This is a genomic window from Pseudomonas aegrilactucae (genome assembly GCF_019168305.1).
GTDB classification, from domain to species: Bacteria; Pseudomonadota; Gammaproteobacteria; order Pseudomonadales; family Pseudomonadaceae; genus Aquipseudomonas; species Aquipseudomonas aegrilactucae.
The window spans coordinates 1-557 of the sequence record NZ_JAHTBI010000173.1; the positions used below are offsets into that span (position 1 = coordinate 1).

At 64.6% G+C, this 557-nt stretch carries 1 pseudogene; it reads left to right on the forward strand.

What is annotated here, in order from left to right:
- Positions 1-557 (forward strand): annotated as a pseudogene (locus tag KUO17_RS26370) (RHS repeat-associated core domain-containing protein); the annotation flags it as partial.

Consider the following 557-nt stretch of genomic DNA (forward strand, 5'->3'; position numbering starts at 1 on the left):
CGGCTGTTGCAGGAGACCGGCTTCGACGGCCTGACCACGCGTTATCAGTACGATCCGCACAGCGGTCGCCTGGCGTCGACGCAGGTGGGCCAACGCCGCATCGACCTGCGCTTCGACCCCATGGGCCGGTTGGCCGAGCGTACCGCCAGCCTGGGTGACCAGTCGCAGACCGAACGCTTTGCCTATGACGGCAATGGCAAGCTGATCCAGGCGATCAACGCCGCGAGCAAGTTGCAGTGGTTCCACGACGAGGCGGGCAATCTGACCCGCGAGCACCAGCACTATCTGGCCACCGGTACGCCGATGGTCGCGGTGTGGACGCATGAATACGACGCGCTCAACCAGCGCATCGCGACCGTGCGCCCGGATGGCCACAAGGTCAGTTGGCTGACCTATGGCAGCGGCCATCTGCTGGGCATGAAGCTCGATCATCACGAAATGCTCAGCTACGAGCGCGACGACCTGCACCGTGAAGTGGTGCGCCATCAGGGCAACAAGCTGATGCAGACCCAGGCCTGGGACCCGGCTGGGCGTTTGCAGGAGCAGTTGCTGGGCAG